The 26367-nt window shown below is 61.3% G+C and carries 26 protein-coding genes and 1 pseudogene; 13 read left to right on the forward strand and 14 right to left on the reverse strand.

Annotation, left to right across the window (positions count from 1 at the left end; genetic code table 11):
* Positions 1–16: 16 nt before the first annotated feature.
* The 3 genes from HU749_RS14285 to HU749_RS14295 all read right to left on the reverse strand — a co-directional run bounded on the left by HU749_RS14285 (position 17) and on the right by HU749_RS14295 (position 2673).
* Positions 17–532, reverse strand: coding sequence for an isochorismatase family protein (locus HU749_RS14285; RefSeq protein WP_186650707.1), 516 nt, complete (start codon positions 530–532; stop codon positions 17–19).
* A gap of 395 nt (positions 533–927) precedes the next feature.
* The gene (locus HU749_RS14290) at positions 928–1209 is read right to left on the reverse strand and encodes a hypothetical protein (protein ID WP_053188858.1); all 282 of its coding nucleotides are present in this window, start codon (positions 1207–1209) and stop codon (positions 928–930) included.
* Positions 1210–1746: 537 nt separating this feature from the next.
* On the reverse strand, positions 1747–2673 hold the full coding sequence (locus tag HU749_RS14295) for a LysR substrate-binding domain-containing protein (RefSeq protein WP_095974400.1): 927 nt from the start codon (positions 2671–2673) through the stop codon (positions 1747–1749).
* Between the two features lie 106 nt (positions 2674–2779).
* On the opposite strand from HU749_RS14295, the gene HU749_RS14300 reads away from it, so the two are divergent.
* On the forward strand, positions 2780–3388 hold the full coding sequence (locus HU749_RS14300) for a LysE family translocator (protein ID WP_046062296.1): 609 nt from the start codon (positions 2780–2782) through the stop codon (positions 3386–3388).
* 10 nt (positions 3389–3398) lie between these two features.
* Here the strand turns inward: HU749_RS14300 and HU749_RS14305 are convergent, their stop codons facing one another.
* From HU749_RS14305 to xylA, 4 genes are all read right to left on the reverse strand, one after another.
* Positions 3399–4535 (reverse strand): sugar ABC transporter permease, encoded by a 1137-nt coding sequence (locus HU749_RS14305; RefSeq protein WP_018612820.1) that lies wholly within the window; start codon positions 4533–4535, stop codon positions 3399–3401.
* Positions 4536–6092, reverse strand: a complete 1557-nt coding sequence (xylG, locus tag HU749_RS14310) for a D-xylose ABC transporter ATP-binding protein (RefSeq protein ID WP_095974399.1) — start codon at positions 6090–6092, stop codon at positions 4536–4538.
* Positions 6093–6258: 166 nt separating this feature from the next.
* The gene (gene xylF / locus HU749_RS14315) at positions 6259–7260 is read right to left on the reverse strand and encodes a D-xylose ABC transporter substrate-binding protein (protein WP_013693217.1); all 1002 of its coding nucleotides are present in this window, start codon (positions 7258–7260) and stop codon (positions 6259–6261) included.
* 146 nt (positions 7261–7406) lie between these two features.
* Positions 7407–8723, reverse strand: a complete 1317-nt coding sequence (xylA, locus tag HU749_RS14320) for a xylose isomerase (RefSeq protein ID WP_079303902.1) — start codon at positions 8721–8723, stop codon at positions 7407–7409.
* A 154-nt stretch (positions 8724–8877) separates the two neighbouring features.
* On the opposite strand from xylA, the gene HU749_RS14325 reads away from it, so the two are divergent.
* From HU749_RS14325 to HU749_RS14335, 3 genes are all read left to right on the forward strand, one after another.
* The gene (locus HU749_RS14325) at positions 8878–10065 is read left to right on the forward strand and encodes a XylR family transcriptional regulator (protein ID WP_046062299.1); all 1188 of its coding nucleotides are present in this window, start codon (positions 8878–8880) and stop codon (positions 10063–10065) included.
* A 286-nt stretch (positions 10066–10351) separates the two neighbouring features.
* A complete protein-coding gene (locus HU749_RS14330; RefSeq protein ID WP_095962211.1) occupies positions 10352–11479 on the forward strand; it encodes a saccharopine dehydrogenase NADP-binding domain-containing protein in 1128 nt (375 codons plus the stop codon).
* A gap of 3 nt (positions 11480–11482) precedes the next feature.
* Positions 11483–11977 carry a DUF2269 family protein gene (locus HU749_RS14335; RefSeq protein WP_046062301.1) on the forward strand — a complete coding sequence of 165 codons (495 nt, stop codon included), beginning with the start codon at positions 11483–11485 and terminating at the stop codon, positions 11975–11977.
* On the opposite strand, the pseudogene HU749_RS14340 reads toward HU749_RS14335, so the two are convergent.
* A pseudogene (locus HU749_RS14340) lies at positions 11974–12201 on the reverse strand (thiol-disulfide oxidoreductase DCC family protein); the annotation flags it as partial. The gene HU749_RS14335 and the pseudogene HU749_RS14340 sit on opposite strands and share 4 nt — an antisense overlap.
* Positions 12202–12360: 159 nt before the next feature.
* Here HU749_RS14340 and HU749_RS14345 point away from each other — a divergent pair.
* A complete protein-coding gene (locus HU749_RS14345) occupies positions 12361–13296 on the forward strand; it encodes a hypothetical protein (protein ID WP_095962210.1) in 936 nt (311 codons plus the stop codon).
* Positions 13297–13339: 43 nt separating this feature from the next.
* Here HU749_RS14345 and HU749_RS14350 read toward each other — a convergent pair whose 3' ends face one another.
* Positions 13340–13576: a hypothetical protein gene (locus tag HU749_RS14350; protein ID WP_046062303.1), complete on the reverse strand. Its 237-nt coding sequence runs from the start codon at positions 13574–13576 to the stop codon at positions 13340–13342.
* Positions 13577–13727: 151 nt separating this feature from the next.
* Between HU749_RS14350 and HU749_RS14355 the strand changes: the two genes are divergently transcribed.
* Positions 13728–14069: a YajG family lipoprotein gene (locus tag HU749_RS14355; RefSeq protein ID WP_014338620.1), complete on the forward strand. Its 342-nt coding sequence runs from the start codon at positions 13728–13730 to the stop codon at positions 14067–14069.
* 107 nt (positions 14070–14176) lie between these two features.
* Here the strand turns inward: HU749_RS14355 and HU749_RS14360 are convergent, their stop codons facing one another.
* Positions 14177–15079 carry a LysR family transcriptional regulator gene (locus HU749_RS14360; RefSeq protein ID WP_079303894.1) on the reverse strand — a complete coding sequence of 301 codons (903 nt, stop codon included), beginning with the start codon at positions 15077–15079 and terminating at the stop codon, positions 14177–14179.
* Positions 15080–15172: 93 nt separating this feature from the next.
* Between HU749_RS14360 and HU749_RS14365 the strand changes: the two genes are divergently transcribed.
* The 4 genes from HU749_RS14365 (at position 15173) to HU749_RS14380 (ending at position 18856) form a co-directional block, all read left to right on the forward strand.
* Positions 15173–16180, forward strand: a complete 1008-nt coding sequence (locus tag HU749_RS14365) for an aldo/keto reductase (RefSeq protein ID WP_095962209.1) — start codon at positions 15173–15175, stop codon at positions 16178–16180.
* A gap of 112 nt (positions 16181–16292) precedes the next feature.
* Positions 16293–17087: a DeoR/GlpR family DNA-binding transcription regulator gene (locus HU749_RS14370; protein ID WP_095962208.1), complete on the forward strand. Its 795-nt coding sequence runs from the start codon at positions 16293–16295 to the stop codon at positions 17085–17087.
* A gap of 131 nt (positions 17088–17218) precedes the next feature.
* Positions 17219–18145 carry a Gfo/Idh/MocA family protein gene (locus HU749_RS14375; RefSeq protein ID WP_095962207.1) on the forward strand — a complete coding sequence of 309 codons (927 nt, stop codon included), beginning with the start codon at positions 17219–17221 and terminating at the stop codon, positions 18143–18145.
* Positions 18146–18160: 15 nt separating this feature from the next.
* On the forward strand, positions 18161–18856 hold the full coding sequence (locus tag HU749_RS14380; protein ID WP_095962206.1) for a tRNA (adenine(22)-N(1))-methyltransferase: 696 nt from the start codon (positions 18161–18163) through the stop codon (positions 18854–18856).
* A gap of 136 nt (positions 18857–18992) precedes the next feature.
* Here the strand turns inward: HU749_RS14380 and HU749_RS14385 are convergent, their stop codons facing one another.
* The 3 genes from HU749_RS14385 to mhpT all read right to left on the reverse strand — a co-directional run bounded on the left by HU749_RS14385 (position 18993) and on the right by mhpT (position 21474).
* The gene (locus tag HU749_RS14385; RefSeq protein WP_095962205.1) at positions 18993–19370 is read right to left on the reverse strand and encodes a hypothetical protein; all 378 of its coding nucleotides are present in this window, start codon (positions 19368–19370) and stop codon (positions 18993–18995) included.
* 65 nt (positions 19371–19435) lie between these two features.
* Complete coding sequence (locus HU749_RS14390) at positions 19436–20161, reverse strand: CPBP family intramembrane glutamic endopeptidase (protein WP_225919090.1); 726 nt, start codon at positions 20159–20161, stop codon at positions 19436–19438.
* An 89-nt stretch (positions 20162–20250) separates the two neighbouring features.
* Entirely contained in the window at positions 20251–21474 is a 1224-nt protein-coding gene (gene mhpT / locus HU749_RS14395) for a 3-(3-hydroxy-phenyl)propionate transporter MhpT (RefSeq protein ID WP_079303883.1), read from the reverse strand.
* 313 nt (positions 21475–21787) lie between these two features.
* Here mhpT and HU749_RS14400 point away from each other — a divergent pair, with 313 nt between their 5' ends.
* The gene (locus HU749_RS14400; RefSeq protein WP_079303881.1) at positions 21788–23095 is read left to right on the forward strand and encodes an OprD family porin; all 1308 of its coding nucleotides are present in this window, start codon (positions 21788–21790) and stop codon (positions 23093–23095) included.
* Between the two features lie 75 nt (positions 23096–23170).
* Here the strand turns inward: HU749_RS14400 and HU749_RS14405 are convergent, their stop codons facing one another.
* Positions 23171–23665 (reverse strand): MarR family winged helix-turn-helix transcriptional regulator, encoded by a 495-nt coding sequence (locus HU749_RS14405; protein WP_095962204.1) that lies wholly within the window; start codon positions 23663–23665, stop codon positions 23171–23173.
* Positions 23666–23878: 213 nt separating this feature from the next.
* Here HU749_RS14405 and HU749_RS14410 point away from each other — a divergent pair, with 213 nt between their 5' ends.
* Positions 23879–24709, forward strand: a complete 831-nt coding sequence (locus HU749_RS14410) for a p-hydroxycinnamoyl CoA hydratase/lyase (protein WP_186650705.1) — start codon at positions 23879–23881, stop codon at positions 24707–24709.
* 108 nt (positions 24710–24817) lie between these two features.
* Positions 24818–26266, forward strand: coding sequence for an aldehyde dehydrogenase (locus tag HU749_RS14415; RefSeq protein WP_053188801.1), 1449 nt, complete (start codon positions 24818–24820; stop codon positions 26264–26266).
* Positions 26267–26367 lie beyond the last annotated feature (101 nt).

Below are 26367 nucleotides of genomic sequence, written 5' to 3' on the forward strand. Positions count from 1 at the left end.
AATCTTCTGATGGGGTTTAGAAGCACCAGTCCTCAGCGCGAACGACACGACAGAAGGCGCCTGCCAGGGTTGCGTTGTGATGGGCGACGATCATTTCTGCCTTCAATTCAGGCGTGTCGGAACAGCTATGACCGTCGGCGATCAGGACCGCGTCGAACCCCAGGTCCCGAGCGGCTCGGCAGGTGCTGTCGATACAATACTGGGTTTTCATACCGGTGATGACCAGGCCTTCAGCAGCGCAAGCCTTTAGCCGCTCTGCCAGGCCCGTCTGGGTGAAGGCGTTGGGGCGGTTTTTTTCGAAGATGACTTCATCACCCTCCAACTGCAGTGCCTGCACCAGTTGCGTCAGCGGGCTTGCAGGCTCGATGGGCGAGCCAGGCGGGCCTACGTGGCGAGCCAGGAAAATCGGTGCCCCAGCCCTCCTGGCCTTCAGCAAGCCATTCAACGTGTCCAGCAACGCTTCGCCGGCCCAGGGTTTATCCGGGCCGTGAAACAACCCAATTTGCATATCGAGAATCAACAGAGCGTGCATGGTGCTTTCCTTGCGTGTGGGCCAGCGACGCAAGGGCAAAAGAAAAGGCCCTTACCATCGCTGGCGGGCCTTTGAGATACGTGTGTTATTGGCTCACGACACCTCACGACCCGCCTTGGCGGTCGTGGTTGTGGTGGTCGAGGCGATCTGAGAAAAATTCATGGCCTGACAGTACCTGCAGGCAATCCAGCTTGGCAAGACTTGCTTGCGCAGATGTATGTGGCCTCTGTTTGGACCAAGGGACAGGGGGGCACTGTGGCGAGGGAGCTTGCTCCCGCTCGGCTGCGCAGCAGTCGTAAAACCGGCTGGTGCGGTTTACCTGTTGCACTGCGGTGACTGGTTTTGGGGTTGCTTCGCAACCCAGCGGGAGCAAGCTCCCTCGCCACAGAGGCTGGCTAGCCTTCGAGCCCGCGCTGTTCGATCACGCCAAACACATCCGCCACATCCTGCACCAGGATCCGGGCGACGTTGGTGATGGTGTTGATGTCGCTCGATGCCGAATCACGCAGGCTGCTGCACGCCACCAAGGTCAGGTAATCGAGCGTGGCGTGCAGGCGTTCGCTGGCGCAAGCATGGAGTTCGGGGAGTGGGGCTTGGGTGTCGATCAGCAGGACGGGGTGGGTGGTGGCGGTTTGGGTGAGAGGGGTGAAGCGGCTGGATGGTTGATTCGTTGTCATAAGGTTGCACTCATTCGATAGAAAGAATCGCCACCTTTTTGCTGCGAATCAAATGGGTGGCAGTTGCGCGAGGGTTCGCAGACCGAGGAACCAATCCAAAAACTCGGCAGACCCGAAAGTCTCCCGCGCACAACCGCCATAAAATGAACGCGGGCAAGTTTGCCTGAATTTCATTTGACGGTATTCAGATTTGTTCACGCGGGCTGCGAAACCCAGCCACCGGCCAAAGCCAGCGACGACCCAACTATAGAAGTCGATCCCGGCACCCACAACCGACCTGTAGGACGCACGCTCCACCTGTGGCGAGGGAGCTTGCTCCCGCTCGGCTGCGCAGCAGTCGCAAAACCGGTACCTGCGGAGTACCTGGCGAAAAGAGGTGCCTGGTTTGGGGCCGCTTCGCAGCCCAGCGGGGATAAATCCCCTCGCCACAGAGGTAAATTCCTACGAGATTTTCGGACCGCCATCCGCATTCCTATAACCGGCTTCCCGGCTAACGCAATTCCCCTGTGGGAGCGAGCTTGCTCGCGAAGCGGTGATTCAGCCTGCAAAGATATTGGTTGTGCCGCCGCCATCGCGAGCAAGCTCGCTCCCACAATGGGTTAGCAACCAATCAACAAAAACCTGCGTCTCAGCCACCGCATCCCTGGACACCCCGTAGTAATAGCGGACTAGCGGCAGGCGCAACGACGGCAGTGGACAGGTCAGGCGCCCGTTGGACAAATCCCTGCCCAGCAGCGAAGCCGGACACAACGCCACGCCCAGCCCATCGACGGCGGCCTGCAGCACGAGGTGCATGTGATCGAATTGCAGGGTCGGCAGGTTGTTCAATGGCTCGATCCCTGCGTGCTCCATCCAGTCTTGCCAATCGCTGCTGCGCGTCCTGCCCGACAACACGGTGTGTCGGGCCAGGTCGTGGACGTTTTCCAATGGCACGCTGTCCAGCAGCGACGGTGCGGCGACCAGCAGCAGGTCGTCTTCCAGCAACACCGTGGGCTGTACATGGGGCGACCAGCCGGCGTGCCCGCGACGGATGACCACGTCGAACGTTTCCCGTAACGGATCGGGAGGCCGGGTGCTGGTGACGACGTCGGGCTTGATGTCTGGATGGAGCGCCATGAAGTCGGGCAGTCGCGGGATCAGCCAACGCACCGCGAAGGAGGGGCGCACGTTGATGGTCACTTTGCGCTGGGCAGCACTGCGTGTCAGTGCGGTGGCGGCGTTGGCGATCTGGGTCAGGGCCTCGCTGACCTGCTCGTAGAAAACCCGGCCGGCCGGGGTGAGCAGGGACTGGCGGGTTCGACGTTCGAACAGCAACACACCCAAGCGCTCTTCAAGCAGCTTTACGTGGCGGCTGACGGCGCTGTGGCTGACGTGCAGTTCTTCGGCGGCGCGGCTGAAACTCTGGTGGCGAGCGGCAGCGGCGAAGGCGCGGACGGCGTTCAACGGGGGGAGGTTGGCGATCATGTGTCTAATTTAGTCACATATGCGCTGCAATTAAAGCGTTTGTCAGCGTCCCGGTGCCACGCCACCCTGAAGGCCACAGCAATTCGCCTTCAATGTGGAGTGATGCATGGCCGGTTACGGACTTTTTCTGATCCTGGCGACCCTGACGGTGCTCAGCCCGGGCCCCGGTGTGGTGCTGACGATTTCCAATGCCTTGCGCCATGGCTGGCGCGGCGCGCTGCCGGGCATCTTCGGGATCGCGTCGGGCGCGTTTATCGTGGCGGGTATCTGCGCCAGCAGCTTGGGGTTGATCCTGGCCGCCTCGGCGACGGCCTTCACGCTGTTGAAATACATCGGCGCGCTGTACTTGTTGTACCTGGGCATCAAGATGTGGCGCACCCAACGCTTCGTGCCCGAACTCACGGTCACGTCCACGCGCCCGTGGCGGCGATTCGGCGAGGCGCTGTCGATCCAGTTGCTCAACCCCAAGGCCGGGTTTTTCTTCCTGGCCGTGTTCCCTCAATTCATCAAGCCGGAGGGCGATTACTACAGCCAGTTCTTCTTGCTGGTGTCGTCCTATAGCGTGCTTGTGGTGCTGGTGCATTGCGGTTATGCGCTGATGGCCAATGGCGCCAGGGGCTGGCTCTCGTCGAGCCAGGGCGCCAGGATTGTCGGCAAATTGTCGGGCATCACCTTCCTGGGTTTCGGCGTGCTGATGGCGTCTGCCAGCAAGTGACGAGTACAGCTCATCGCCGTCCCGTCCGCGTACTCACATCCACCCACACCGCCAGCACCAGAATGCTGCCTTTGACGATCATCTGCCAATAACTGTCGACGTCGAGCATGGACATGCCGTTGTCCAGGCTGGTGATCACCAGCGCGCCGAGGAGGGCGCCGTAGACCGTGCCGGAGCCGCCGCGCATGGAGGTGCCGCCGATGAAGCAGGCGGCGATGGCGTCGAGTTCGCCCATGTTGCCGGCCGAGGGTGAACCTGCGGCCAGGCGTGCGGTGTTGACCACGCCGGCGAGGGCGCACATCACGCCCATGATGCCGAAGATCCACAGCTTCACGGCCTGTACGTTGATGCCGGACAGGCGCGTGGCTTCCATGTTGCTGCCCACCGAATAGACGCGGCGGCCGAACACGGTCTGGCTGGTGACGTAGCTGAATACGCCCAGCAGGATCAGCAGGAGCAGCACCGGCACCGGGATGCCGTCGTAGCTGTTGAGGGTATAGACGAACCCGGCCAGCACCGCGCCGATCACCACCACGCGCAGCACGTCACGCACCAGGGAGTGGGCCGCCAGGCCATGGAGCGCGCGGTTGCGCCGCTGTTTCCAGGTCAGGAACAGGGTCAGGGCGAACAGCAGGATGCCGAGCCCGGTCCCGACCGTGTGCGGCAAGTAACCCTGGCCAACGTAGACCAGTTCCGGTGACACCGGGGCAATGGTGGTACCGCCAGTCACCCCCAGCAGGACGCCGCGAAAAGCAAGCATGCCACCCAGGCCAACAATGAACGACGGGATCCGCAGGTAGGCGGTCATGTAGCCGTTGCCCAAGCCGATCACCAAGCCGCACAGGGCCACCAGGCTCAGGTTCGCCAGCAGCGGGATGTGATAGACCACATCGAGAATCGCCGCCAGGCCACCCAATAGCCCAAGCAACGAACCCACCGACAAATCGATTTCGCCACTGATGATCACCAGCACCATGCCGCAGGCAAGGATCCCGGTGATGGACATTTGCCGCAGCAGGTTGGAGAGGTTGCGCGGGGTCAAGAATCCGCCGTCGGTCTGCCAACTGAAGAACAGCCAGATCAGCGCCACGGCGATCACCAGCGCGAGCATTTTGTAGCGGGAAAACAGCTGTTTGACCTGATTCATCTACGCGGACTTCCGATCATTATTGTTATGGCCATCGGGATGGCTGAGCGCGGCGGCGAGCACCTGTTCCTGGGTCAGTTCGTGGTTGATGAAGTCGCCGCGCAACTGGCCTTCGCCGATCACCAGGACGCGGTCGGAAACCCCCAAGACTTCGGCCAGCTCCGAGGACACCATGATGATCGACACGCCTTCGGCCGCCAGCGCGCCCATCAGCTTGTAGATCTCGTACTTGGCGCCGACATCCACGCCGCGGGTGGGTTCATCGAGAATCAGCACGCGGGGTTTGGTCAGGAGCATTTTCGCCAACACGGCTTTTTGCTGGTTGCCACCGGAGAGGCTGGTGATCGGCAGGAACGGGCTCGCAGTCTTGAGGTGCATGCGCGCGATTTCCTTGTCGATGCTGCCCAGTTCGGCTTCGGCGTCGATGCGCGTCAGTTTCGCGTAGTTGTCCAGCACCGCCAGGGTGATGTTCTGCCCCACCCCCAGGTCCGGAATGATGCCTTGGCGCTTGCGATCTTCGGGGACCATGCACAGGCCGGCACGGATCGACTTGAGCGGTGTGCGCGTGTCGATTTTTTGGCCGCCCAGCCAGACTTCACCTTCGTAGCGGCCGGGGTAGGCGCCGAACAGCGCTGACACCAGTTCTGTGCGGCCGGCGCCGACCAGCCCGGCGATGCCGAGGATTTCCCCGCGCTTGAGGACGAACGAAATGTCGTCGACCCGTTTGCGCCTGGGGTTGTCGACGTCGTAGCAGGTGATGTGGCGCGCCTCGAAAATCACCTCGCCGATGTCGTGGGGTTCGGTGGGGTAGAGGTTGCTCATTTCCCGTCCGACCATCTGGGTGATGATCTTCGGGATGCTCATGTCCGCCATCGCGGTGGTGGCGATGTGTTTGCCATCGCGGATCACCGAGATGGTGTCGCACACGGCGGCCACTTCATCGAGCTTGTGGGAGATGTAGACGCAGGCGACGCCCTTGGCCTTGAGGTCGCGGATGATGTCCAGCAGCACCTCGATTTCCGAGCGGGTCAGGGCGGAGGAGGGTTCATCGAGGATCAACAGCCGCGCCTGCTTGTTCAGCGCCTTGGCGATTTCCACCAGTTGCTGGTAGCCACCGCCGTACTGTGAAACCGGCAGCGAGACGTTCATGTCCGGCACTTTGAGTTCGCGCATCAGGGCTTCGGCGCGGTGGATCATCGCCGGGTAGTTCATGCGTCCGCCGGGCAGCGTGAGTTCGTGGCCCATGAAGATGTTTTCGGCCACCGACAGGTCGGGGACCAGGGTCAGCTCCTGGTGAATGATGACGATCCCGGCGGCTTCGGTTTCGCTGATCGATTGCGCCTTGAGCGGCTGGCCGTCCCAGAGAATTTCACCCTCCCAGGTGCCGTAGGGATAGACCGCCGACAACACTTTCATCAGCGTGGATTTGCCGGCGCCGTTCTCGCCGCACAGGCCGACACACTCACCCGGCCTGACCTTGATGTCGATGCCGTTCAGGGCTTTGACACCACCAAAGGTTTTGACGATGCCGTTCATTTGCAGCAGGTAGTCGGACATGGCAAGGACTCATGGAAAAGGGCTCACACATCAGCAGTGGGGCAGGTGTGACCTTGTGGGAGCGGGCTTGCTCGCGAAAGCGGTGCACCAGTCAACATTGATGGTGCCTGACATACCGCCTTCGCGAGCAAGCCCGCTCCCACAGGTCTCCAGGGTTGCCCCCAAGTCACTGCCCGGCGATCTGCGCCTTGGTGTAGAACCCGTCCTTTTCCAGCAGGTCGATGTTGTCCTTGGTCAACGGTGTGGGGGTGAGCAGGATGGTGTCGACTTTCTTGCTGCCATTGTCGTATTGCGAGCTGAAGGTCGGCTTCTCGTTGCGCGCCAGTTGCACCGAGAGCTTGGCGGCTTCGGAGGCGATCAGTTTCAGCGGCTTGTAGACGGTCATGGTCTGGGTGCCATCGATCACGCGCTTGACCGCTGCCAGGTCAGCGTCCTGGCCCGAGATCGGCACCTTGCCGGCCATTTTCTGGGCGGCCAGGGCCTGGATGGCGCCGCCGGCGGTGGCGTCGTTGGAGGCGACGATGCCATCGATCTTGTTGTTGTTCCGGGTCAGGGCGTTTTCCACGATGCTCAAAGCTTCAGTGGGGTTCCATTCCTTCACCCACTGCTGGCCGACGATCTTGATGTCGCCCTTGTCGATGGCCGGTTGCAGCACCTTCATCTGGCCTTCGCGCAGGACCTTGGCGTTGTTGTCCGTCGGGGCGCCACCGAGCAGGAAGTAGTTGCCCTTGGGCGCGGCCTTCAGCACGCCGCTGGCCTGCATCTCGCCGACCTTTTCGTTATCGAAGGAAATGTAGGCGTCGATATCGGCGTTGAGGATCAGTCGGTCGTAGGACACAACCTTGATCCCGGCCTTCTTGGCTTCGGCGACGGCGTTGGTCAGCACGGTGGCGTTGAATGGCACGATGACGATCACATCGACGCCACGGGAGATCAGGTTTTCGATCTGCGAGATCTGCTTCTGCTCGTTGGCATCGGCCGACTGGACAAAGACCTTGGCGTCGAGTTTTTCCGCCGCCGCAACGAAGTAGTCACGGTCGCGCGACCAGCGTTCAAGGCGCAGGTCATCGATGGAAAAACCGATTTTCGGATGGGCCGCATCGGCCATGACCGGAAGCGAGAGCAGGGCGAGGGCGCCGGCGAGCAGGGTACGTTTGAATGTATTCATGTGGTGCGTCCTTTTATTGTTGTTTGAAAGACACTGCCTGACGATGAGCGTGATACCGGGTAGAACTGTAGAGCGTTGCAGCGCGCCGTGGGCACAGATTTGTCGCGCGAATGTAACAGCCCCTGTGCCCCGACCATTGCCCGTTGTCAGGGGTAGATAAACCGGTTGACCACGTTCTCGAGCATCTCCTGTCGACCGCTGACGGCTTGGGGATTCAGCTCGTTGGTGAAGGCATGCTCGGCCAGTGATTCAAGGCTGAAGTCACCGGCCAGGACCGCTTTGCCAAACGGTTGCTGCCAGCCGGCATAGCGCTGGTCCTTGAACTGTTGCAACTGATCGTTCTGCACCATGGCCGCCGCGCGTTCCAGGGCGAGGGCGAGGACGTCCATGGCGGCGACGTGGCCATGGAACAGGTCGATCTCGTCCACGCTCTGGCGCCGGACCTTGGAATCGAAGTTGAACCCGCCATTGCCGAAGCCCCCGGCCTTGAGGATTTCATAGGTGGCCAGGGTCATTTCCTCGACGCTGTTGGGGAACTGGTCGGTGTCCCAGCCGTTCTGCGGGTCGCCACGGTTGGCGTCGATGCTGCCGAAGATGCCCAGGGAGACAGCCGTGGCGATCTCGTGATGGAAGCTGTGCCCGGCCAGGGTCGCGTGGTTGGCTTCGATGTTGACCTTGATCTCGTTTTCCAGGCCGAACTGCTGCAGGAAGCCGAACACCGTGGCGCTGTCGTAATCGTACTGGTGCTTGGTCGGTTCCTGGGGCTTGGGCTCGATCAGCAGGTCGCCCTTGAAGCCGATCTTGTGCTTGTGCTCGACCACCATGCGCATGAAGCGGCCCAGCTGTTGGCGCTCGCGCTTCAGGTCGGTGTTGAGCAGGGTTTCGTAACCTTCACGGCCGCCCCACAACACGTAGTTGGAGCCTTTGAGGCGCTGGGTGGCGTTCATGGCGCTGAACACCTGGGCGGCAGCGCAGGCGAACACTTGCGGGTCCGGGTTGCTGGCGGCGCCGGCGGCAAAACGCGGGTTGCTGAAACAGTTGGCGGTGCCCCACAACAGCTTGATCCCGGTCTCTTCCTGATGGCGCTCCAGGTGGTCGACCATCTGGGCGAAGTGTTCGCGGTACTCTTTGAGCGAGCTGCCTTCCGGGGCGACATCGGTGTCGTGGAAGCAGTAGTAGTCGATGCCCAGCTTGGAGAAGAACTCGAAGGCCGCTTCGGCTTTGCCAATGGCCACTTCCATCGGATCCCCGGCGTGCTGCCACGGGCGCTTGAATGTGCCGGCACCGAACACATCCGACCCCGGCCAGACGAAGGTATGCCAGTAGCAGACCGCCATGCGCAGGTGCTCGCGCATGGGTTTGCCGAGCACCAGTTTGTTGGCGTCGTAGTGACGGAAGGCAAGCGGCGAGTCGCTGGCGGGGCCCTCGTAGCGAATCTTGTCGACAGCGGGGAAGTACGACATGGGCGAGTTCCTTTTTATTCTTGGCGGTGTCTCGATACTAACGCCGGCCCTGTGGCTGCTGATTATGAAAATCACCAACGAGCAGTTCGATTTTGAGTATTGAGGTTCGCTGCTTGCGCGCCTAGTCTGTGTGCATCGGCCCAGGGTTAAACCAATGAAAACCGTCCCGCCCGTTCACCGCATTGCACTGTTGTTCAACGGCAGCAAGATCTACGACCGCGGCATCATCAGCGGCATCGGCAACTACCTGAGCAGCACGCGCGCGTCCTGGGACTTGTTCCTCGAGGAGGATTTTCTCTGCCGCTTGAAAGGCATCGAACGCTGGCAGGGCGACGGGATCATCGCCGACTTCGACGACCCGCTGATCGGCGAGGCGCTGGCCGGGATCAAGCTGCCGGTGGTGGCGGTGGGTGGCTCTTATCAGGATGAACGCGCCTACCCGAAGGGCATTCCCTATGTCGCCACCGACAATGATGCGTTGATGACATTGGCCTACGAGCACTTGATCGAGGCCGGGTTGACGCGTTTTGCCTGTTTCAGCCTGCCTGAGGCACAAGCCAATCGCTGGGCCCAGGAACGGGAAAAAGCCTTTCGCCGGCTGGTGCAGCGCGATGGCCTGCACGCCGAGGTCTATCGCGGCATGGGCACCAGCGCACCGCTGTGGGACAGCGCCGTCGAACAGCAGATCGCCTGGTTGCAAAGCCTGCCCAAACCCATCGGCATCATCGCCGTCAGCGACGCCCGCGCCCGGCAGTTGCTGCAAGCCTGCCTGACCGCCGGGATCGCCGTGCCTGAGCAGGTGGCGTTGATCGGCATCGACAACGACCCGCTGACCCGCAGCCTGACGCGGGTGCCGCTGAGCTCGGTGATCCAGGGCACCGAAACCATGGGCCGCACCGCCGCACGCCTGCTCCATCAAATGCTGCACGGCATGCCGTCCACCGGCACGCAGATCCTGGTCCCGCCTGACGCGATCAATGTGCAGGTGTCGAGCCTGCATCAACCGTTGGGCAACCCTTATGTCATGCAGGCACTGCTCTTCATCCGCCAATACGCCTGCCAGGGCATCAAGACGGCCCAGGTGGCGGCCTATGTGGGAGTGTCGCGCTCATCGCTGGAATCGCACTTTCGCAAGGAGCGGGGCTGCAGCGTCCACGACGAAATCCTGCGCTTCAAACTGGCCGCCGCCGCCAACGGATTGGAAAACACCAACTCGCCGATTGCCGACATCGCCCAGAACTGCGGCTTCAAATCGGCGCAATACCTGCACACCGTGTTTCGCCGCGAGTTCGGCTGCACCCCTCGGGAGTATCAGCAGGGGACCAATGCGACCGCTCACTGACTCACAGCCGAACCGCTCGTGATGAGCTGACACACCACCCAATAGCTCTTGTGGCGAGGGGATTTATCCCCGCTGGGGCGCGAAGCGGCCCTGAAGCCTGGCACCTTGGTGGGTCAGGCTAATTGAGTTGACGACATAGGGCCGCTGCGCAGCCCAGCGGGGATAAATCCCCTCGCCGCCAAATAGCTCCTATGGCGAGGGACAGTGACCCACCACAAGGGGTACACCTGCGCGTCTTCCTTGTGGCAAGGTTGCGGGCTTCATCGAATATTTAGGGACGGATGGAATGACGCTCAGGGTCATGGTAGTCGGTGGGTATGGAAATTTCGGCAGTATCGTTTCCAGGCACCTGGTGGCGATGCCAGGCGTACAGTTGGTGATTTCCGGGCGTGACGCCCAAAAGCTGCAGCGCAAAGTCGATGAATTGGACGCTCAATCGGGCTCGGAGTGTGAAAGTTGGTGCGGCGACGCCATGGGAGCGGACTTCAAATCTGTCCTGGGCTTGATGAACATCCAATGGGTCATCCATACCGGTGGCCCATTCCAAGGGCAAACCTATGCCGTTGCCGAGAGCTGCATTGACGCGGGCGTGAACTACTGCGACCTGTCCGATTCCAGGGCCTTCGTCACCGGTATTGGCGCACTCGACGCCCGGGCAAAACAGGCAGGCGTGGCGGTCCTCAGTGGTTGCAGCTCAGTGCCGACCCTTTCGGCCGCCCTCATCGATCAGCAGCGGCATCGCTTTAAACGCATCGACACCATCGAACATGGTATTTCCTCTTCGGCCAAGATGCCGGGGTTGTCCACCGTCGAAGGCGTTCTGGCCTATGCAGGCAAGCCGATCAAGCAACTCAGGAATGGCCGGGTACATGAGGTTCTGGGATGGCAGGACCTGACGCTTCGCAGAATGCGGTACATGGGGACCCGGGTACTGGCCAATGTCGACGTGCCGGACATGGATATCTTCGCCAGCCGCTATGGTGCCCAGACCCTGAGCTTCAAGGCCGGCTCAGGCCTGAAGCTCGGCGGCATCGCCAACTACCTGCTGGCCCAGGCAATGAGGATGGGGATGGTACGTGACCATGCCCCTTGGGCCGCCAGGCTTCATCGGTGGGGGCTCTGGTTCGAACGATTTGGCGATGGCAAAAGCGCAATGTACATCGACGTCCATGGCATGGGGGCCAATGGCGAACCGTTGTCGATGAACGTGCAGCTCACCGCTATGAACGACAAGGGGCCGGAGATTCCCAGCTGCGCAGCCGTTGCCTTGGCGGCAAAAGTCGCCCAAGGGTATCTGCCCGAACCCGGTGCTCGGGCCTGCGTGGGTGAAATCACCGTCGACGAATACATGGCCGCCATCAACGACGCCGAAAACTTGAACCTGTCCGTTCATTTCTCTGAGGAGCAGGGCTGACAGATGCTCTATCTTTGCCTGAAGTACCTCCACATCATTGCTGCCATTTTCCTCTTCGGCTTCGGCATGGGGTCCTATCTTTACCTGATCGCGGCCAGCCGCACCGCCAACCCTCAGGTCATTGCCCACGTGGCCAGGACGGTCGTCCAGTTCGACACTTGGATTACCACGCCGGCGGGCTTTATTCAGATAGCGACGGGTTATCTGTTAATGAGGCTGGTCGGACTTCCCCTGACCACGGAATGGATAATGACGTCGTTGATCATTTTCTTTTGCGTGGGGGCGCTGTGGCTTCCTGTGCTGGTGCTCCAGAAGCGCTTATACGTGATGGCTTCGAGCGCGGTTGGGGACGGACGGGCGCTCGATGATCGATACTCATCCGTGTATCAAAAGTGGTTCTGGATGGGCGTTTTTGGCTTCTTGGGGATGTTTGTCATTGTGCTGATCATGGTGACGAAGATGACGCCACCTCAGTGGATCGAGCTACTGACGGGCTAAGTACCAATCCGTTCCACCGGATTGCTCCCAGGCGTTGGAGCCTTCAAGAAACGCCGCTCATGATCCGGGCTCGGCAAAAGGCACACGTCGTATTTGCCAAACAGCCGATAACGATTCAGGGCAATGCGATCATAGGCCCAGTCCCGAAGCACGCGGGGAACGTAGCGAAGCAGTTTCACCGGACGCCAAACCCAGGGCAGTAGGGCAACGACTTCAAAAATCGCAGCTTGAGCAAGGGCGCGGGTGTGGGGCGAGTTTGGGAGATGGACATGAATGTGTGTCTACATGGCGCCTGGTTACCCGGATAATACGCGTGTTCCAGCGTCAAGGGGCGACCCGGAGGGTTGCTCGACCATGATGACTTCAAGGGCATGATCCGATCCATGAGCGATGACACCTACACCCTGTACATGCGCTTCCAGACCCCCGACCCTGGCATCGGCCCACGGGAGCGGGTGCCGATGCTGGAGCAGGAGCTGGCCTGGGCGCGGGAGCGCGCGACCATGCATCGCTTCAGCTGGATCATGGTGCTGGTGCCGCCTCTGTGCCTGGGCCCGGTGCTGCCGGGCATCGCGTTTCTGCTGGGGCTGCTGGTCTATCAAGGGTTATCCGCCCCAGGCGTCGACCTTGACCGAATCGTCGGGGATTCCCTTGGCTGGCTTGTGCTCGCCACCTTGTTGTTCATGGCTGCCTGGGTCCTGCATAACTACTTGCGCGATAAGCGCGACCCGACCAAGCGATTTTGGCAATCGATGCCCGATCAAGGGGTGGTCGAACTCGAACACCATACCCTGGTCTCCGGCATCAGCCTGTGGTCCAACGACTATGACCCGGACTGCAACACCCTCATGCAATGGACCGACGGCAAGTTGAAGTGCGTGCAAGACAGCGGTATATCGCAATGGATTCTGGCCAAGACCGCGGCGGGGCATTGGCTGGTGCTCAAGGAACAATTTTCGGGCGACTTCAGCTACGGGCGGGTAGGGCAAATGCCGGCACCGGACAAGCTGCTGCAACCCCGCCAGCAACTGGCGATTGCTTTCGCTCCCGGCACGCATCTGCAACTGGGCCGGCGTTTCGACGGTGCGCCGATGCCATTGGTGGAGACGCCGTACTGGCTGTCTGCCGATGAGCTCAAGCGCCTGGACGAGGCCGCCCATCACTGGAATTTTTTACCGCCGAACCGCTATGGGGTGGTCAATGACGAGGATGCCGCGTGGGTGCAACGGTTGGTGAACAGGGCGCAAGCCAGCGTTGGGCCGCGGCCGCAAGAGGACTGCTGCGCAGCCCAGCGGGAGCAAGCTCCCTCGCCACAATGAATCGAACACATTCCTGGAAGTCCGGCCTGTCCTTGGCCGGGCGCTAAAGCCACGTATTCACCACCCGCCGATCCAGCTCCTCCCAATCCGCCATGCCCAGTACCCGAGTGGTGTTCAGCCCGCGCAAATAACCGCGCAGTTGATTGGCCGTGGCGCACCTGAGCTCCGGGTCGGGTGCGGTGCTGCTTAACAGCACGCTCTCGTACTGGATCAGGTAATCAGCCACCCGCTCACGGAAGTCGGGCAATACCGCGTCGCGAATCAGATCAAACGTTCTCATGGCTAGACCTCATCAATCTTTCTCGGCTTGCAACTATTGCTAGGAGTAATAGTGATCATTAGCAAATGCAAGTTCTGCTTTGCCGGCAATCGTTGGAAAATCAGCGCCATCGAACACGCAACCCCGTACTTTTATTTTTAGGACCCGCCCCATGCGCCCTTTATTTTTGCTTCCCCTGGCGTTTTCCCCGTTGTTGCTGGCCGGTTGTGCCTCGGCACCGAACGACCCGACCTTGACCTTGCAGACCAGCAAGACCCCGGCCCAATACGCTGAATGCGTCGTACCGAAATTGCAAGGCAATGCCTTGAACCCTCTGGTCTCGCAGACCCAGCGCAGCTACCGCATCGTGGTGCCGAGCAAAGTCTCGGCAGATAACGTGCTGGAAGCCTACAAGGCTGGCAGCGGCGGCAAGGTGTTCATCTACGAGCGACATTTGCTGGCCTCCAACCTCCTGCCTTCGAGTTTTGAACGCGCCGCACAGGAATGCATCTGACAGGCCCGTAAACGTTTTTTCACTGTGCTCCTTTGGTTGGCCGCAACCAACCAATTCCCTTGCCCCGCACCGTCCTCGGTCGCGGGGCTTTTTTTTGCCTGCCGGTTTCAGGTTGGCCCATCATTCGCCCGGATGAACGCGATGAGCGCTTTCAGGGCCGGTGGCACATGGCGTCGGCTGGGGTAGTAGAGGAAAAACCGGCTTGGTGGTGCTTTCCATTGCGCAAGCAGTTCCGTGAGCTGCCCATTGCGGATGTCATCGCGCACCAGCTCCTCGTAGACGTAGGCAATCCCGGCGCCATCTTTTGCTGCCTGGACCATCAGCGCATCGTCTTCAAGAATGAGTGGGCCGGTGACGGACAAACGGATCGGTTGCCCTTCTGCCTGATATTCCCAGGCGTAGAGTTTGCCGCTGGGAAAACGTCGGGCGATACAGGCATGGTCGAGCAAGTCCCGTGGAGCCTGGACGATCCCCTTTGCGGCCAGATAAGCCGGTGAAGCGACGGTCACGAACGATTGAGGGGGGCCGACAGGGACGGCGATCATGTCGCCGGCCAGGCTTTCGCCAAAACGCACGCCGGCGTCAAACCCGCCGTTCACGATGTCGGTCAAGCCATCATCGGTGACCAGGTCCAGTTGAATACGTGGATACCTGGCCACGAATGGCGCGAGCACTTTCGCAAACACCGCACGCGCCGCCGGACGCGCCACGTTGAGACGAAGCTTGCCGGCAGGCACTTCCTGCATTGATGTCAGTTGCGCCAGCGCATCGGCAACCTGTTGCAGGGTCGGGGCCAGCGTTGCCAATAGCTGGTGGCCGGCCTCGGTCGGGGTAACGCTGCGCGTGGTTCGATTGAGCAGCCTGACACCCAGGCGCGCTTCCAGTGCACGCATCGCGTGACTCAATGCAGAAGCCGAAACGCCACGCTCGTCGGCGGCCTTGCGAAAGCTGCGGTGGCGAGCGACGGCCGCAAAGGCATCGAGTTCGGAAAGATCGGGGTGCTGACTCATGAATAGTGTTCAGTAGTTCAAATGCGATTACCCATCTTATCGTCATGAGATCGCTCGCGGATACTGGCCCACATCATCTGTGGAGAACTCGCAATGCAAAAGAATCGTCTTGGATCATCGGATTTTCTGATTTCGCCCATTGGCCTGGGGACGTGGGCCATTGCTGGCACCGGCTGGGAATACAGTTGGGGCGCGCAGGACGACGCGGACAGCCTGGGCGCCCTTGAATATGCCGTCGAGCGCGGTGTGAACTGGATCGATACGGCGGCGGTTTATGGTTTGGGCCATGCCGAGCAACTGGTTGGGCAACTGTTGCGTCGGGTGCCAGCTTCACGGCGGCCGTTGGTGTTCACCAAGGGCAGTCTGGTCTGGAACCCGGTCACCAAAGCGATCACGCACTCGCTGGCGCCTCAGTCGCTGCTCGTCGAGGTCGAGGCAAGCTTGCGCCGGCTGCAAGTCGAAACCATCGATCTTTATCAGATCCACTGGCCGGCCTTTCCTGCAGATGGCAGCAGTGAAGGAATCGAGAGTGCGCTTTCGGCGTTGGCCACCGCCCGCGAACAGGGAAAGATTCGCGCTATCGGCGTCTCCAATTTCGATGTCGCGCAACTCCAGCGGGCCCAGGCGGTGACCGAGATCGTCTCTCTCCAACCGCCTTATTCAGCCCTGATGCGAGACATCGAGGAAGACGTCCTGCCATTTTGCGAGGAGGTGGGAATGGGGGTCCTGGCCTATTCCACCCTTCAATCGGGACTGCTTTCCGGGAGCATGACGCGCGAGCGCATCGCCCAATTGCCCGATGACGATTGGCGCAAGGCTCGAAGTGCGGACTTCCAGGAGCCTCGCTTGAGCGCGAACCTGGCGCTGGTCGAGGTCTTGGCCGGTATCGGCGAACGATATGGGGTGAGCGCGGCGGCAGTGGCCATCGCCTGGGTGCTGCGCAAGCCAGTGGTGACCGGTGCCATCGTCGGTGCCCGCCGTCCCGGGCAGGTCGATGGACTGATTGCCGGCGCACAGCTGCGCCTCAGTGCCGAGGAAATCGATGAGATTCAACCTTTCCTGCCCTTGGGTATGGGCACGAATGTCCCTGGGGCCGCTTGACCTCTGACGTTTGGCAGCCCGCTTGAGCAAGCGGGTTTGACGCCTCGCTGCATAACCGGCACTATTTGCTCGTTTGTGATCATTAGTGCTCGTTTATGCAGGTTGTAGCATCATGACTTCTCCTCACGAAGCGTTCCCCGGCGAACGCCAGCAATTGATCAGCCAGCGTCTTGCCCGGTATGGCCGGGTGATCGCGGCCGACTTGGCCAGCGAATTCAATGTATCCGAGCACTCGATACGGCGTGACCTGGGCGCATTGGCAGCGGCGGGGGTGTGCAAGCGCGTTTATGGCGGCGCGATACTCTTGCCCGCTGTCGAAGGGTCGTTGGACGTACGCGTACGCAAAGACCCGGCGCGCAAGGGCAGTCTCGGCCAAGCGGCCGCTGCACTGCTGCGCGCGGGCCAGCACGTCTTCATCGACGCAGGGTCGACCAACCTGGCCGTGGCCTGCGCCATTGATCCGCAATTAAAGCTGACCCTCACCACCAATTCGCCGCTGATTGCGGTTCAGTTGATGAAGCTGCCTCGCGCCGAGGTCATCCTGCTGGGTGGCCGCTTGAGTCCAAACGCGGGTGGTGTGATCGGGCTGACGGCTGTCCAGCAATTGCGCCAATTCAGTTTCGACGTGTGTGTCCTCGGCGCCTGCGCCATCGATCCGGACAATGGCGTCACGGCGTTCGGCCTGGATGACGCGGAGTTCAAGCGCGCGGTGGTCGCGGCAAGCGGGCAGGTGATTGCCGCGGTGACCAATGAGAAGCTCTCCAGCGTTGCCCACTATCAGGTGGCCTCCTGCGAAGAGGTCGCCACCCTGGTGGTGGAGCACGATGCGCCGCGGGAGCGACTCGAACCTTTCTTTGGTCGGGTAACCAACGTCGTGACGGCAGCCAGTGAGCCGCGGCACAGCTGAGGTCTTTGCTGCACGGCTTTTGCCCAATTGCGCAGGACAGTCGTATAGAGACTGCACGGCCCCCATTGTCCGCCGGACGATTTGCGTCTAGTTTGCTGCCCGATCACAAGTACAAAAATCAGGAGTCATCGATGCAACCGATTCGTCTCGGGCTGGTGGGCTACGGCAAGATTGCCCAGGATCAACACGTTCCAGCCATCCACGCCAACCCTGCGTTCCAACTGGTGGCTGTCGCCACGCAAGGGCAGCCTTGCGCCGGGGTGGAGAACTTCCGCTCCCTGGGCGAGTTGCTCGAAAACGGTCCGCAGGTCGATGCCATTGCGTTTTGCACACCGCCACAAGGTCGATTCGCCCTGGTGCAACAGGCGCTGGCGGCAGGTAAACACGTGCTGGTGGAAAAACCGCCGTGCGCCACGCTGGGAGAAGCCATGGCGTTGGTGGAGCAGGTCCGCGAGCAAGGCGTCAGCGGCCTGTTCGCCTGGCATTCGCGTTACGCGCCGGGCATCGAAGCCGCCCGTGACTGGCTGGCGAGTCGCACCTTGCAAAGCGTGCAGATCGACTGGAAGGAAGACGTGCGCAAGTGGCACCCCGGCCAGGCATGGATCTGGCAACCCGGTGGCCTGGGCGTCTTCGATCCGGGTATCAATGCCTTGTCGATTGTGACCCATCTGCTGGCGTTGCCACTGTTCGTGGAGTCCGCCGAGTTGCGCGTGCCGGACAACTGCCAGTCGCCGATTGCCGCCAGCATCAAGATGGCCGACGCGCGCCACCTCGATATTCGTGCGGAGTTCGACTTCGACCATGGCCATGACGAACTCTGGAGCATCGAGATTCGCTGCGCCGAAGGCGTCCTGCGCCTGGACAACGGCGGTGCGCTATTGAGTCTCGACGGCGTGGGCCAGGCTGTTTCCGAGGAAGGCGAGTACGCAGCGGTGTATCGACATTTTCAGCAACTGATTGCCGACAAAACCAGCGACATGGACCTGCAGCCGCTGCGGTTGGTCGCGGACAGCTTTTTTGTCGGCAGCCGGACCGCGGTCGAGCCGTTCTACGATTAATCCAGGGAATTGCAGTTGAACGAACAGACCTTGTCCATGCGCCTGGAGCGCGTGGCGGCGCATATGCCAGCGGGTGCGCGCCTGGCCGATATCGGCTCGGACCACGCCTACCTGCCGGTGGCCTTGTTGCGTCGTGGTGCTATTGCGATGGCGGTGGCTGGCGAGGTGGCGTTGACACCGTTTCGCGCCACCGAACGCACCGTTGGCGAGAATGGCCTGGAACAGCAGATCAGCGTGCGCCTGGCCAATGGCCTGGCGGCGATCGAGCCGGAAGACGGGATCACGGCGATCAGCCTCTGTGGCATGGGCGGCGAGACGATCCGCGACATCCTGGATAGCGGCAAAGCGCGGTTGAGCGGTCAGGAGCGTCTGATCCTGCAACCCAATGGCGGTGAACAACCGCTGCGCCAATGGCTGATGGAACACGACTACCGCATCCTCTGCGAGGAAGTGCTGCGGGAAAATCGTTTCTACTACGAGATCATCGTCGCCGAGCGCGCTGGGCCGGTGACGTACACCGCCGAGGAGCTGTACTTCGGCCCGCTGCAGCTGCAAGCCCGCACCCCGATCTTCCTGGCCAAGTGGCAGCGCCTGCTGCGCCAGAAGCAAAAGACCCTCACCAGCTTCGCCAAGGCGCGGCAAGCCGTGCCGGAAGAGAAGCTGCAAGAGGTTGCTCGGCAGGTCCGGTGGATCACTGAGCTGTTGGCTTGAGTTGCATTGAGGTTGGCTGTGCCGACGTCATCGCGAGCAAGCTCGCTCCCACAGGGGGTTGCGCAAGACCTTTTGTGGGAGCGAGCTTACTCGCGATGAGGCCATCAGCTAAATGCCACGATTTCCAGCCGCCTGATTATCGACCCACCACCGGGTAGTGCTTGATACGACACGCATACGAGTTGCCGTCGCCTTTACAGACACCATCCAGGTAGCGGTAGTCCACCCGTACCGACTGCCCTTTCCGGGGCCATTGCCGGCGGGGGAGCGTGGCTTGGTAGTCCGGGGTTTCCGGGGTAAAGGTGAGCAATGACCCTTGCTGCGGACACTCCACCGAGGCGGACTTCGGCCTGATTGTCATGACCTGTGCCTGGAGCTGCGGATAGGGTTGTTTCAGGACCTCGACGATACGCAGTTCCATATGGCAGATCTGCCACGTCGAGGCCTGGACGGGCTCGCACAGGAAGGGGAGCGTCAAGGCAAGCAGTCCGAGGCACGCTGCGTGAGTGTTCATGGTTACCCTTGTTTGAGGTGCTGGCGTTCGCGAAATCATCGACTGGTATTGCACCTTTGCCTGACTCAACCGTAAAGCCCCATCAGCGAGAAAGACTTGTCAGTGGTCAGTGCGACAATTTCGGCCAGCGAATGCAGGAGCACCGGCACCAGCAGGCCACCGCTGACCACTCTCGCAACAGCGAATACGCCTCCACAGGCGAAGATCAGCGCGACAGTCATCCAATTCCCGTATTGGATGTGCATGCTGGCGAAGATGGCTGACGTGACGATGATCGCGATCCATGTCCAGGCACGGCTGTTCTCGTAAGGAAACAGCCGGAGCATGTAATGACGGAAAAATAACTCTTCAGCGATGGGCGGCAGCACGATCAGCGAGGCGATCTTGATCGTGGCCTGCCAACGGTTGAGCCCCTCCAGGAGCTCGGCCATGAACACTTCTCGTGGCAACCCCTGCACGCATATGGCGACCCCGAAAAGCAGGTAGGCCCCAATGATGCCAAGCGCCCCCCAATGCAGGGGGGGGCGTATGGAATGACCGCGCCATTGGGTGCGCGCATCGGCACGGTATTGCAAGGCGAAGAGGGCGAGGAGAACGAGCGCGGTGATACCGGAGGTTGTCGTGAACGCCAGGTAGGCCTGCATGTCTGCGGGTACGAAAAGGAACTCGGGCACTGCTGCCAGGAAGACGACCAGGGTGGCAAGCGCAAACATCCCGAGTCGGGGAAAAAAGCGGTAGGGCGATAAAGTGGAGGCGGATGCCAACTCAGAGGCGGTACACAGATTCGTCACAGTCACTCCATGAGTGCAAGGAAAAAGGCATGATGCCAGTGTTTTGATCTTCTGGGATGAGCGGCTATCGGCTTTGTGGGACGGTCCACTCAGGAATGCCCCTCAACCGGTTTCGTCGTACTCAACCGCGGCGCTGCCGAATGACGAATCACACTAAGAATAGCCAGCGTCGCAACCACCAACCCAGGAGACGTCGCCAGCAATACGGCCGTGGTCCCGCCCCCGGCCGCCAGGATCTGCCCGGCGGCCAGAGGCCCGGCCACCGACCCCAGGCGTCCGATGGCCACCGCTGCACCAACCCCCGTCGCACGGATGGCCGTAGGGTAGGAGGGCGGTGCCAGGGCATAGAGGACCAATTGCGCGGCCATGACGAACAACCCGGCGGCGAACCCGGCAATGGCCATCGGTACGATGCCGACGGACAACCCGACCCCGGCCAGGGCGCTCAGCAGACCGGCATAGACGAACAGCACCACCTTGATGCCATTGCAGCGGTCCAGCAACAGGCCGCCGAGCAACGAGCCAAGCGCTCCGCCGATGTTGAACAGCATCTGCACCAGGCCGGCCTGGGGTTTGCTGAAGCCTTGTTCCAGCAGCAACGACGGTAGCCAGTTGAGCAACATGTACATCACCGTCAAGGTGAAGAAATAACTCAGCCACAGCGCCAAGGTGGTACGGCCGCGACCTTCACCGAACAGCGCCTGGGCGGTGGAGTCGCGCGATGAGCCGCCATCCTGCGCCTGGCGAAAGGCGCTGGACTCGGGGAGCCACAAGAGCATCAGCGGGACCACCAGCAAGGGCGCCAACCCACCGATGAAAAACGTCATCTGCCAGTGTTCGCCAAACAGCATGGCGACCACTGCCGCCAACGCACCGCCCAACGGCACGCCCGCATACATCACGCTGATGGCTGTGCCCCGGCGCTGCTCGCCCACGGCTTCGGCGCACAGGGCAATGAGGTTGGGCAGGGCGGCGCCCAGGCCCAGGCCGGTCATGAAGCGCACCAGCAAGAGGCTGGAAAAGTGTTCGACATAAGCAGTGCTGAGGGAAAACACGCCGAACAGCAAGACCGCGGCGACGAGGATTTTCTTGCGACCGATGCGATCCGCGATCCAACCACCGAAGAACGCACCTGGCAACAGCCCGATGATCCCGGCGCTGAATACCCAACCCATCATTTTCGGGTCGAGGGCAAACGTCTGTCGCAGCCCTGCGGCTGCGGTACCGGCTGACTGCAGGTCGAAACCCTCGATCAACGCAACGATGAAGCACAAGGCGATGGTCAGCGTCGCACGACGCGCCGGCTGGTTCATGGCAAATCCTCTTATTGTTTTTGTGAGGGAACACCGGCTCGGAGGAAAACCGGCGGGTGCATTTAAGATTAACAAAGCTAACTAAAAAATGAAGGCGGCCAAAGGGAAGTCAATAACGGACCAGATCATTAAGAAAATCAGCGGTTTGGCGAGAATCTTCAGGGTAATTGATAAATTAGTTAATGATATTAATGTTCGATTATCGGTCATTCTAGATTGACGAAGCGCCCGTACCGTTTCCATTCTTTGTTCGCGCGGCCCCCATTACCTAGGCAGGGCCGATCAAAACAACAACAATAAATGGACATCGAACATGCCAAACTTTGCTCGGGACACGCTGACGGCGCGCCCTGTTTTATCGCTCGTCCCTCTGCTGGCCTGCCTCGGGCTGAGCCTGGGGTCTCCCGCCTTGTGGGCGGAGGGCTTCATCGACGATAGCCACGGCACCCTGACCCTGCGCAATTACTACATGGACCGCGACTACAAGGACGACGGCACCAAGACCGCGACCAGGGAGTGGGCTCAAGGCGTGTTCATGAACGTCGAGTCGGGGTTTACCCCAGGCACGGTCGGGTTCGGCCTCGACGTGAGGGGATTGCTGGGCATCAAGCTCGACTCGTCGCCGGACCGAAGCGGCACCGAACTGTTGCCGGTGTCGAGCAGCGACAAGCGCGCAGCGGATGAATATTCGCGTCTGGGCGTGACCGGCAAGCTGCGGTTCGCACAAACCACGGTGAAGACCGGCGATGTGTCGATCTTCCTGCCGTTTGCCTTTGCCAGCCCGTCGCGGCTGCTGCCGCAGACCTTTCGCGGGACGACCCTCAGTTCCAAGGACATCGACGGTTTGACGTTGAACACCGGTTATATCGATCGCATCGCCCGGCGCGATTCCACCGACTACCAAGCGATGAGCATCGCCTCGCCCAACCGTCGTTTCAACGGTGCGGCGACTTCTTCCCATATGGCGTACGTAGGCGGCGACTACCAGGTCAACAAAGACCTCAGCCTGCGGGCTTACCACGCCGAAGTGGCGGACTTGTACCAACAGGACACCCTGGCGTTGTTGCATAACCTGCCCTTGGGCGACGGCGTCCTGACCACCGATCTGCGCAGTTTTTTCAGTGACGAAGACGGCGCGGCCAAGGCTGGGAAGGTGGATAACCGCAATGTCTCGGCGCTGGTCGGTTATCGCCTGGGCGGGCATCGCGTGAGCCTGGGCTACATGCATTCCAGTGGCGATACGGCCACGCCTTATGTGTCCGGCACCGAGCTGATGGGCTTGAGCGAAATGACCATGAGCTCGGACTTCCTCAATGCCAAGGAGCGCACCTGGCAGGCGATCCATGACTACGACTTTGCGGCCGTGGGCGTGCCGGGCCTGCGGAGTCGACTGCGTTATGTGCGTGGCGATCACATCGAACTGGCGGCCCTCAATGCCGAGGATCGCAAGGAGCGCGAGTTCCAGATGGAGCTGGGGTACGTGATCCAGGGCGGCCCGCTGAAAAACGTCGGGCTGCTGGCACGCAAATCGATCTATCGCAACAACTTCCCGGGTACGGCGGCATTTCGCGACGAGAACCAGACCCGGTTCCTGGTGACGTACAGTGTGCCGATCTGGTGATGCGCTGAGGAGCAATGAGGATCTCCTGTGGCGAGGGGATAAATCCCCTCGCCACAAGGATCCGTGCCAGGTTCGCTACTGATAAACCTTCTTCAACAACCGCAGCAACTCCTCACGCTCAGCCCCTGAGAGGGTCGCCGTGGAGTCAAGGTCGCTCTGCGCGGCGATTTGCTTGAGTTCCTTGAGCAGGGTTTCGCCTGTCTTGCTCAGGAAAATCCCATAGGAACGTTTGTCCGGCTTGCAGCGCACGCGCACGGCCAGGGCCCGGCTTTCCAGTTTGTTGAGCAGCGGCACCACTTGCGGTGGTTCGATCGTCAGGGCCTTGGCCAGGTCGGCCTGCATCAGGCCGGGATTCTGGTCGATGATCGCCAGGGCCGAGAACTGGGCAGGGCGCAGATCGTGGACGGCAAGCCGGCCAATCAGGTTCTGGAACAGTTTCAACTGGGCGCGACGCAGGGCGTAACCGATCAGGTCGTCCAGCGCGGAGTCCAACGGCGCTTGCGCGTCGGTACCAGCGGCCAGGGGCTCGGCGGGTTCGGCGGGTTCGGCAAGCTTGGAAGACTTGGCCATCGAAGTGAACTTCCTCAAGGTAAGTGGTTAACAAGGCTATCCAGTTTGCCGGGGTTGCGACGCCCTGGCTATGGGGTCGCGCATATTCGAGATTTGTAACCCTCGATCCAGGCCCGGAAAAATACAGATAAATCGATTAATAGTTAATTGACATAACTAATTTTCCGGTTTAGTTTTTGATCATCTTCAGCCAAGAACAAGAGAGCACGCATCATGAGCAATTACGAAGGTCGCTGGAAAACGGTCAAGGTCGAAATCGAGGAGGGCATCGCCTGGGTCATCCTCAATCGCCCGGAAAAACGCAACGCCATGAGCCCGACCCTCAACCGCGAGATGATCGACGTGCTCGAGACGCTGGAGCAGGATCCGGCCGCTGGCGTATTGGTGCTGACCGGGGTCGGTGATGCCTGGACCGCTGGCATGGACCTCAAGGAATATTTCCGCGAAGTGGATGCCGGGCCGGAAATTCTCCAGGAAAAAATCCGTCGCGAAGCGTCGCAATGGCAGTGGAAACTGCTGCGCATGTACGCCAAGCCAACCATCGCCATGGTCAACGGCTGGTGCTTTGGTGGCGGTTTCAGCCCGCTGGTGGCGTGCGACCTGGCGATCTGCGCCGACGAAGCGACCTTCGGGCTCTCGGAAATCAACTGGGGCATCCCGCCGGGTAACCTCGTCAGCAAGGCCATGGCCGATACCGTGGGCCATCGCCAATCGCTGTACTACATCATGACCGGCAAGACCTTCGGCGGGCAGAAAGCCGCCGAGATGGGCCTGGTCAACGAAAGCGTGCCCCTGGCGCAGCTGCGTGAAGTCACTGTGGAGCTGGCGCGCAACCTGCTGGAGAAGAATCCGGTGGTGCTGCGGGCCGCCAAGCATGGTTTCAAGCGCTGCCGCGAGCTGACCTGGGAGCAGAACGAGGATTACCTGTACGCCAAGCTCGACCAGTCGCGCCTGCTCGATACCGAAGGCGGCCGCGAGCAGGGCATGAAGCAGTTCCTGGACGACAAGAGCATCAAGCCTGGCTTGCAAACCTATAAGCGCTGAAACGACAGGCGAATGGCAGGCCGCATCCCGCTGTTCGCTGCGTCGCCCTGACGCTACTGTTACACCGCTGCGATGTATTCCCGATAAAGACAATAAAGAGGAATCACCATGCTGGACGTGCCCCTGTTGATTGGCGGCCAGTCGTGCCCGGCCCGTGACGGCCGGACCTTCGAACGCTGCAACCCGGTGACGGGTGAGGTGGTGTCTCGCGTGGCCGCCGCCACCCTGGAAGATGCCGATGCCGCCGTGGCCGCAGCCCAAGCGGCGTTTCCCGCCTGGGCCGCACTGGCGCCCAACGAGCGCCGCACACGTCTGTTGCGTGCGGCCGAGCAGTTGCAGGCCCGCAGCAGTGAATTTGTCGCCGCCGCCGGCGAGACCGGCGCCATGGCCAACTGGTACGGTTTCAACGTGCACCTGGCGGCGAACATGCTGCGCGAAGCCGCTTCCATGACCACCCAGATCAACGGCGAAATCATTCCTTCGGACGTGCCTGGCAGTTTCGCCATGGCCCTGCGTCAGCCTTGCGGCGTGGTACTGGGCATCGCACCCTGGAATGCCCCGGTGATTCTCGCCACCCGCGCTATCGCCATGCCCCTGGCCTGCGGTAACACCGTGGTGCTCAAGGCTTCTGAAATAAGCCCGGCGGTGCACCGGCTGATCGGCCAGGTGTTGCAAGACGCCGGGCTGGGTGACGGTGTGGTCAACGTGATCTGTAACGCACCCGCGGATGCGCCGGCCATCGTCGAGCGGTTGATCGCCAACCCGGCGGTGCGCCGGGTCAATTTCACCGGTTCGACCCACGTCGGGCGCATCGTCGGCGAACTGTCGGCGCGCCACCTCAAGCCCGCGTTGCTGGAGCTCGGTGGCAAGGCGCCGTTGCTGGTGCTGGACGATGCTGATCTGGACGCCGCGGTGCAAGCGGCGGCCTTCGGGGCGTACTTCAACCAGGGCCAGATCTGCATGTCCACCGAGCGACTGATCGTCGATGCCCGCGTGGCGGATGAGTTCATCGCCCGGCTGACTGCCAAGATTGCGACCCTGCGCGCTGGCGATCCGGCGGCCGGCGATTCGGTGCTGGGCTCGTTGGTTGACGTCAGTGCCGGCCAACGCATCAAGGGGCTGATCGACGATGCCCTGGCCAAAGGCGCAACGCTGGTCACGGGTGGACAGTTGGAGGGCAGCATCCTGCAACCGACCTTGCTCGACGGCGTCACTGCGCAGATGCGCCTGTACCGCGAAGAGTCGTTCGGGCCGGTGGCGGTGCTGCTGCGCGGTGACGGCGATGAAGAGCTGCTGCGCCTGGCCAACGATTCCGAGTTCGGCCTGTCGGCCGCTATCTTCAGTCGCGACACGAGCCGTGCGCTGGCCTTGGCCCAGCGGGTCGAGTCGGGCATTTGCCACATCAACGGGCCGACCGTGCACGACGAGGCGCAGATGCCCTTCGGCGGGGTCAAGTCCAGCGGTTACGGCAGCTTTGGCGGCAAGGCGTCCATCGAGCATTTCACCCAGCTGCGTTGGGTGACCTTGCAGAACGGTCCCCGGCATTACCCGATCTGAAACCCGTCGCATCGCGGGCGGTCGAGCCTTGAACGCCGCCGCCCGGATGCAGGCCAGAATAATAATGACAAGGCCGCAGCCTAGTGCTGCCACGCTCCGCT

This window comes from Pseudomonas ogarae, from assembly GCF_014268695.2.
In the GTDB taxonomy this organism is placed as follows: Bacteria; Pseudomonadota; Gammaproteobacteria; order Pseudomonadales; family Pseudomonadaceae; genus Aquipseudomonas; species Aquipseudomonas kilonensis.

Coding starts and splice junctions, on each gene's coding strand:
- HU749_RS14285 (WP_186650707.1), bottom strand. CDS start 532: ATGCACGCTCTGTTGATTCTCGATATGCAAATTGGGTTGTTTCACGGC.
- HU749_RS14290 (WP_053188858.1), bottom strand. CDS start 1,209: ATGACAACGAATCAACCATCCAGCCGCTTCACCCCTCTCACCCAAACC.
- HU749_RS14295 (WP_095974400.1), bottom strand. CDS start 2,673: ATGATCGCCAACCTCCCCCCGTTGAACGCCGTCCGCGCCTTCGCCGCT.
- HU749_RS14300 (WP_046062296.1), top strand. CDS start 2,780: ATGGCCGGTTACGGACTTTTTCTGATCCTGGCGACCCTGACGGTGCTC.
- HU749_RS14305 (WP_018612820.1), bottom strand. CDS start 4,535: ATGAATCAGGTCAAACAGCTGTTTTCCCGCTACAAAATGCTCGCGCTG.
- xylG (WP_095974399.1), bottom strand. CDS start 6,092: ATGTCCGACTACCTGCTGCAAATGAACGGCATCGTCAAAACCTTTGGT.
- xylF (WP_013693217.1), bottom strand. CDS start 7,260: ATGAATACATTCAAACGTACCCTGCTCGCCGGCGCCCTCGCCCTGCTC.
- xylA (WP_079303902.1), bottom strand. CDS start 8,723: ATGTCGTACTTCCCCGCTGTCGACAAGATTCGCTACGAGGGCCCCGCC.
- HU749_RS14325 (WP_046062299.1), top strand. CDS start 8,878: ATGAAAACCGTCCCGCCCGTTCACCGCATTGCACTGTTGTTCAACGGC.
- HU749_RS14330 (WP_095962211.1), top strand. CDS start 10,352: ATGACGCTCAGGGTCATGGTAGTCGGTGGGTATGGAAATTTCGGCAGT.
- HU749_RS14335 (WP_046062301.1), top strand. CDS start 11,483: ATGCTCTATCTTTGCCTGAAGTACCTCCACATCATTGCTGCCATTTTC.
- HU749_RS14345 (WP_095962210.1), top strand. CDS start 12,361: ATGAGCGATGACACCTACACCCTGTACATGCGCTTCCAGACCCCCGAC.
- HU749_RS14350 (WP_046062303.1), bottom strand. CDS start 13,576: ATGAGAACGTTTGATCTGATTCGCGACGCGGTATTGCCCGACTTCCGT.
- HU749_RS14355 (WP_014338620.1), top strand. CDS start 13,728: ATGCGCCCTTTATTTTTGCTTCCCCTGGCGTTTTCCCCGTTGTTGCTG.
- HU749_RS14360 (WP_079303894.1), bottom strand. CDS start 15,079: ATGAGTCAGCACCCCGATCTTTCCGAACTCGATGCCTTTGCGGCCGTC.
- HU749_RS14365 (WP_095962209.1), top strand. CDS start 15,173: ATGCAAAAGAATCGTCTTGGATCATCGGATTTTCTGATTTCGCCCATT.
- HU749_RS14370 (WP_095962208.1), top strand. CDS start 16,293: ATGACTTCTCCTCACGAAGCGTTCCCCGGCGAACGCCAGCAATTGATC.
- HU749_RS14375 (WP_095962207.1), top strand. CDS start 17,219: ATGCAACCGATTCGTCTCGGGCTGGTGGGCTACGGCAAGATTGCCCAG.
- HU749_RS14385 (WP_095962205.1), bottom strand. CDS start 19,370: ATGAACACTCACGCAGCGTGCCTCGGACTGCTTGCCTTGACGCTCCCC.
- mhpT (WP_079303883.1), bottom strand. CDS start 21,474: ATGAACCAGCCGGCGCGTCGTGCGACGCTGACCATCGCCTTGTGCTTC.
- HU749_RS14400 (WP_079303881.1), top strand. CDS start 21,788: ATGCCAAACTTTGCTCGGGACACGCTGACGGCGCGCCCTGTTTTATCG.
- HU749_RS14405 (WP_095962204.1), bottom strand. CDS start 23,665: ATGGCCAAGTCTTCCAAGCTTGCCGAACCCGCCGAACCCGCCGAGCCC.
- HU749_RS14410 (WP_186650705.1), top strand. CDS start 23,879: ATGAGCAATTACGAAGGTCGCTGGAAAACGGTCAAGGTCGAAATCGAG.
- HU749_RS14415 (WP_053188801.1), top strand. CDS start 24,818: ATGCTGGACGTGCCCCTGTTGATTGGCGGCCAGTCGTGCCCGGCCCGT.